The organism is Methylibium sp. (genome assembly GCF_013817365.1).
Classification (GTDB): domain Bacteria; phylum Pseudomonadota; class Gammaproteobacteria; order Burkholderiales; family Burkholderiaceae_C; genus Methylibium.
This window is the reverse complement of the sequence record NZ_JACDCU010000283.1, coordinates 1-5,626: the sequence shown is the minus strand read 5'-3', so window position 1 is coordinate 5,626 and position 5,626 is coordinate 1. Positions and strand designations below refer to the sequence as shown.

The following is a 5,626-nucleotide window of genomic DNA, read 5'->3' as shown; positions in this document are numbered from 1 at the left end:
CCTTCTTGGCGCTCGGCGTTCTGGTGACCGCGGCCCATGCGCAGGCGCCAGCCACGCCGGTCGGCCTGTGGAAGACGATCGACGACGAAACCAAGACGGAGAGGTCACTGGTGCGCATCGTCGAGTCGGGCGGCGTGCTCAGCGGCAAGGTCGAGAAACTGCTCGCCCCCGACAGGCAGGACAGCACCTGCGATCAGTGCAGCGACGAGCGCAAGGACCAGCCGGTGGCCGGCATGACCATCATCAAGGGTGTCAAGCAGAACGCCGGTAACGCCGCGCGCTGGGACGGAGGCGAGATCCTCGACCCGAACAACGGCAAGACCTACAAGGTGCGGCTCGAGCCTGTCGAAGGCGGCCAGAAGCTGGAGGTGCGGGGCTACATCGGCGCGCCGCTGCTGGGGCGCACACAGACGTGGGTGCGGGTGGAATGAACGTGTGATTTCGAGGATCGGGCTGGGCCCTCACCCCAGCCCTCTCTCAGCGGGAGAGGGAGCAATACGCCGAGCCTTGTGAGAAGACAGGGTCCGGTTCCCTAATCTAAGGGCAGGCCCGACTCCCGAACAAGCAGCAATGCAGGAGAAACGATGAACAGGTTCCAAGTCAGAAAAGTCGCCGTCCTCGGCGCCGGCGTCATGGGCGCGCAGATCGCCGCGCACCTCGTCAACGTGCGGGTTCCGGTAATGCTGTTCGATCTGCCGGCGAAAGACAACGACGGGGCAGGGGCCCTGTCGTCCAAATCCTCGAAGAACGGCATCGTCACCAAGGCCATCGCCAACCTCGCCAAGCTCAAGCCGGCGCCGCTGGGCGTGGCCGAGGACGCTGCGCTGATCGAGCCGGCCAACTACGAGGAGCACCTCGCGCGTCTGAGCGAATGCGACCTTGTCATCGAGGCCATCGCCGAGCGCATGGACTGGAAGCTCGACCTGTACACGAAGATCGCGCCGCACCTGGCGCCGCATGCGATCGTGGCGTCGAACACCTCGGGCCTGTCGATCACGAAGCTCTCCGAGGCGCTGCCCCCATCGATCAAGCCGCGCTTTTGCGGCATCCACTTCTTCAATCCGCCGCGCTACATGGCGCTGGTCGAGTTGATCGACACGCCCACCACCGACGGCGAGGTGCTCGATCAACTGGAGAGCTTTGTCACCACCTTCCTCGGCAAGAGCGTGGTGCGCGCCAAGGACACGCCCAACTTCATCGCCAACCGCGTCGGTATCGCCGGCATGCTGGCCACGATCAAGGAAGCCGAGACCTTCGGCCTGAGCGTCGACGTGGTGGACGACCTGACCGGCAAGAAGCTCGGCCGCGCGAGCTCGGGCACCTTCCGCACGGCGGACGTGGTGGGGCTGGACACGATGGCGCATGTCATCAGGACGCTGCAGGACAACCTGAAGGACGACCCCTTCTTCACGAGCTACGCCACGCCGCCGGTGCTCGACGGCCTGATCAAGGCCGGTGCGCTGGGCCAGAAGGCCGGCGCGGGCTTCTACAAGAAGGTCGGCAAGGACATCCTGCGCCTCGATCCCACGAAGAAAGACTACGTGCCGGCAGGCGGCAAGGCTGACGAGATCGTCGCGCGCATGCTCAAGAAGCCGCCGGCAGATCGGCTCAAGCTCCTGCGCGAAAGCCGCAATCCGCAGGCGCAGTTCCTCTGGGCGATCCTGCGCGACAGCTTCCACTACGCCGCCGTGCATCTCGAGGACATCGCCGAGACCGCGCGCGACATCGACTTCGCCATGCGCTGGGGCTTCGGCACTTCGCAGGGCCCCTTCGAGTTGTGGCAGCAGGCCGGGTGGCAGCAGGTGGCCGAGTGGGTGAAGGCCGACATCGAGGCCGGCAAGGCGCTTTCGAAAGCACCGCTCCCCGCCTGGGTGTTCGACGGCCGGACCGGCGTGCACACGCCCGAGGGCTCTTGGTCGCCGAGCCGGCAGGCCTACGTGCCCCGCCGCGCCCTGCCGGTTTACGAGCGCCAGCACTTCCCCGAGAACGTGAGCGGCTCCGGCGCCACCGCGCCGCTGAAATCCGGCACGGAGGTGTTCAAGAACGAGGAGGTGCGCGTCTGGACACTCGACGGCGAAGTGCTCATCGCCAGCATCACCGCCAAGCTTCACCTCATCAGCCCGACCGTCACCGAAGGGTTGCTGAAGGCGGTGGAACTGGCCGAGGCCCAGTACAAGGGCCTGGTGATCTGGTCGCCCGACGACGTGTTCTCGGCCGGCGCCAATCTCGAAGCGCTGATGCCGGTGTTCATGAAGATGGGCGCCAAGGGCATCGCGCCGGAAGAGAAGAAGCTGCAGGACGCGATGTTGCGCATCCGTTATGCGCAGGTGCCGGTGGTCAGCGCCCTCCGCGGCATCGCGCTCGGCGGGGGCTGCGAGCTGGCGGTGCATTCGGCACGCCGTGTGGCGGCAATGGAAAGCTACATGGGCCTGGTCGAAGTGGGCGTCGGTCTCATCCCCGGCGGCGGCGGCCTGGCCTACATCGCGCGCCGCGCGGCCGAGATGGCTTCGGCCGGCAATGCGGGCGCGGACATCTTCGCCTTCCTCAAGGACGGCTTCACCAACGCCGCCATGGCCAAGGTCGGCACCAGCGCGCTGGAGAGCCGCAAGCTCGGCTACCTGCTGGACAGCGACGTGATCGTGCCCAACAAAGACGAGTTGCTGTTCGTGGCGACGCAGCACGCCAAGGCAATGTTCGAGAGCGGCTATCGCCCGCCGGTGAGGCGCCTGTTCCCGGTCGCTGGCCGCTCGGCGATTGCCACCATCAAGGGTCAGCTCGTCAACATGCAGGGTGGCGGCTTTATCAGCGCGCACGATTTCCATATTTCCGCGCTGATCGCCGAGGTGGTATGCGGCGGCGATGTCAATGCCGGCTCGATGGTGAGCGAGGAGTATTTGATGGCGATGGAGCGCGAGCGCTTCTGCGGTTTGCTGGAGCACCCGAAGAGCCAGGAACGGATCATGGGCATGCTGCAAACGGGTAAGCCGGTGCGCAATTGAGCGGGCTCGAACGCGTCAACACCCAGTCGGCCGCTATGTCGCCGCTTTCGCCTGCGTCGAAGCAAGGCTCATCGTCGAGTTCGATGGCGGTCAGCACTACGAGCCCGATGTCATGACAGCCGACGCACAGCGCAGCGCTGCGTTGCGCGCGAACGGCTTTCATGTGATGCGCTTCAGCAACCGTGAAGCACTTGCCGAACGCGACGACGTTCTGACTGCCATCCTCGATTGGCTTCACCTCCATCACCCTCACCCCAGTCCTCTCCCGCCAGCGGGAGAGGGAGCGAAGCCGAACCCTCTCCGTTCAGTGGCAGAGGGAGTCCACTCAAGCAAGGACTGAACATGAGCAAGCAACTCCAAGACGCCTACATCGTCGCTGCCACCCGCACGCCCATCGGCAAATCCGGCCGCGGCATGTTCCGCAACACGCGGCCCGACGATCTGCTCGTGGCCGTGATCCACGGCGCCATGAAGCAGGTGCCCGGCCTCGACCCCAAGGCCATCGAAGACGCCATCGTGGGCTGCGCCATGCCCGAGGGCGAGCAGGGCCTGAACATGGCGCGCATCGCCGTCCTGCTGGCCGGCCTGCCGAACGGCGTGGGCGGCGTCACCGTCAACCGCTTTTGCGCCTCGGGCCTGACCGCCGTGCAGATGGCGGCCGACCGCATCCGCGTGGGTGAAGCCGACGTGATGATCGCCGCCGGCGCCGAGTCGATGAGCATGGTGCCGATGAGCGGCAACAAGCCCTCGTTCAATCCGGAGGTGTTCGCGAAAAACGAGAACATCGGCATCGCCTATGGCATGGGGCTGACGGCCGAGAAGGTCGCGGCGCAGTGGAAGGTGTCGCGCGAGGCGCAGGACGAGTTCGCACTGCAGTCGCACCTGAAGGCGCTCAAGGCCATCGAAACCGGTGAGTTCAGCGACGAGATCACGCCGGTGGAGATCGTGGACCGCACTCCGAACCTCGAAGACGGCACGACGACGCTCAAGACCCGCACCGCGAGCATCGACGAAGGCCCGCGCCCCGAAACTTCGCTCGAAGGCCTGGCCAAGCTGCGCGCGGTGTTCGCCGCCAAGGGCTCGGTCACCGCCGGCAACAGCTCGCAGACCAGCGACGGCGCCGGCTGCCTGATCCTCGCTTCCGAGAAGGCCATCAAGCAGCACGGCCTCACCCCACTGGCGCGCTTCGTCAGCTTTGCGATCAAGGGCGTGCCGCCCGAGATCATGGGCATCGGCCCGATCGAGGCGATCCCGGCCGCGCTCGAGTACGCCGGCCTCACCAAGGACCAGCTCGACTGGATCGAGCTCAACGAAGCCTTCGCTGCGCAGTCGTTGGCCGTGCTGAACACGCTCGATCTCGACCGCTCCAAGGTCAACCCGATGGGCGGCGCCATCGCGCTCGGCCACCCGCTCGGCGCCACCGGGGCGATCCGCGCGGCGACTGTTATCCACGCGCTGCGCCGTCACAACCTGAAGTACGGCATGGTCACGATGTGCGTGGGCACGGGTCAAGGTGCGGCGGGGATCTTCGAGCGCGTCTGATTCTTCGGGCCGGTCAGCGTCTCGCGAACCGCCCTGCCCCGCCCCGCTGACCGTTCTGCCCAGGAGCCCTCGATGTCCGACATCCTTGCCCACGTCGAAGCCGGCGTTCTCACGCTGACCTTCAACCGCCTCGACAAGAAGAACTCGATCACCGCTGCCATGTATGCGGCACTTGCCGAGGCACTGGCCACGGCGAAGGACGACGCCGAAGTGCGCGCGGTCGTGTTCCAGGGCCACGAACTGATCTTCTCCGCCGGTAACGACCTCGGCGACTTCATCAGCAACCCGCCCGCCGGCGCCGACTCGCCCGTGTGGCGCTTCCTGCACGGCATCAGCAGCTTTCCCAAGCCGGTCGTCGCGGCGGTGTGCGGCGCGGCGGTCGGCATCGGCACCACCTTGCTGCTGCACTGCGACCTGGTCTATGCCGGCGACAACGCCAAGTTCAGCCTGCCCTTCGTGAACCTCGGCCTGTGCCCCGAGGCCGCCTCGAGCCTGCTGCTGCCGAGGCTCATCGGCCACCCGCGCGCGGCCGAGGCGCTGCTGCTCGGCGAGCCCTTCGGCGCCGAGCAGGCGCTGGAGTGGGGGCTCGTCAACCGCATCCTGCCGCCGGGCGAGGCCAACGGATTCGCGCAGGCGCAAGCGCGCAAGCTGGCCGACAAGCCGCTCACGTCGCTGATCGAGACCAAGCGATTCATGAAGACGGGCCAGGCCGAGGTGGTGAGCGCCCGCATGGCGGAGGAAGGCGCACTGTTCGCGCGCCTGCTCGGCGAGCCCGCAGCGCGTGAGGCTTTCACGGCGTTCATGGCCAAGCGCAAGCCCGATTTCTCCAAGCTCTGACGACCCCGGGCCGCCGGCATGCAGCGGCCGGCTCCGGCGAGACCGGCGATGCGCAGTGCGGACCTGCGTTTCCTTGGGGAGTGTTCCTCCTAGTCCGCACATCGCCCCTAGTCAACGGCCTCTGCACCAGGAGATTCCATGAACCTCAAAGGCAAGACGCTCTTCATCACCGGCGCCAGCCGCGGCATCGGCCTGGCCATCGCCAAGCGAGCGGCGGCCGACGGCGCCAACATCGCGCTGATCGCCAA

General features: G+C 66.7%; 6 protein-coding genes. All 6 read left to right on the top strand.

The features are described from left to right. The first annotated feature begins 5 nt into the window (after positions 1 to 5). A complete protein-coding gene (locus H0W38_RS15620) occupies positions 6 to 431 on the top strand; it encodes a DUF2147 domain-containing protein (protein ID WP_292455713.1) in 426 nt (141 codons plus the stop codon). Between the two features lie 153 nt (positions 432 to 584). After that, positions 585 to 2,999, top strand: coding sequence for a 3-hydroxyacyl-CoA dehydrogenase/enoyl-CoA hydratase family protein (locus H0W38_RS15615; RefSeq protein WP_292455706.1), 2,415 nt, complete (start codon positions 585 to 587; stop codon positions 2,997 to 2,999). Next, positions 2,995 to 3,339 (top strand): endonuclease domain-containing protein, encoded by a 345-nt coding sequence (locus tag H0W38_RS15610; RefSeq protein WP_367162215.1) that lies wholly within the window; start codon positions 2,995 to 2,997, stop codon positions 3,337 to 3,339. The genes H0W38_RS15615 and H0W38_RS15610 overlap by 5 nt, the downstream gene beginning before the upstream one ends. 2 nt (positions 3,340 to 3,341) lie before the next feature. After that, entirely contained in the window at positions 3,342 to 4,541 is a 1,200-nt protein-coding gene (locus H0W38_RS15605) for an acetyl-CoA C-acyltransferase (protein ID WP_292455705.1), read from the top strand. A gap of 72 nt (positions 4,542 to 4,613) precedes the next feature. After that, on the top strand, positions 4,614 to 5,378 hold the full coding sequence (locus H0W38_RS15600) for an enoyl-CoA hydratase (RefSeq protein ID WP_292455703.1): 765 nt from the start codon (positions 4,614 to 4,616) through the stop codon (positions 5,376 to 5,378). Positions 5,379 to 5,516: 138 nt separating this feature from the next. Next, positions 5,517 to 5,626, top strand: a 110-nt coding sequence (locus H0W38_RS15595) for an SDR family NAD(P)-dependent oxidoreductase (protein ID WP_292455709.1), incomplete at its 3' end; no start/stop codon positions are given.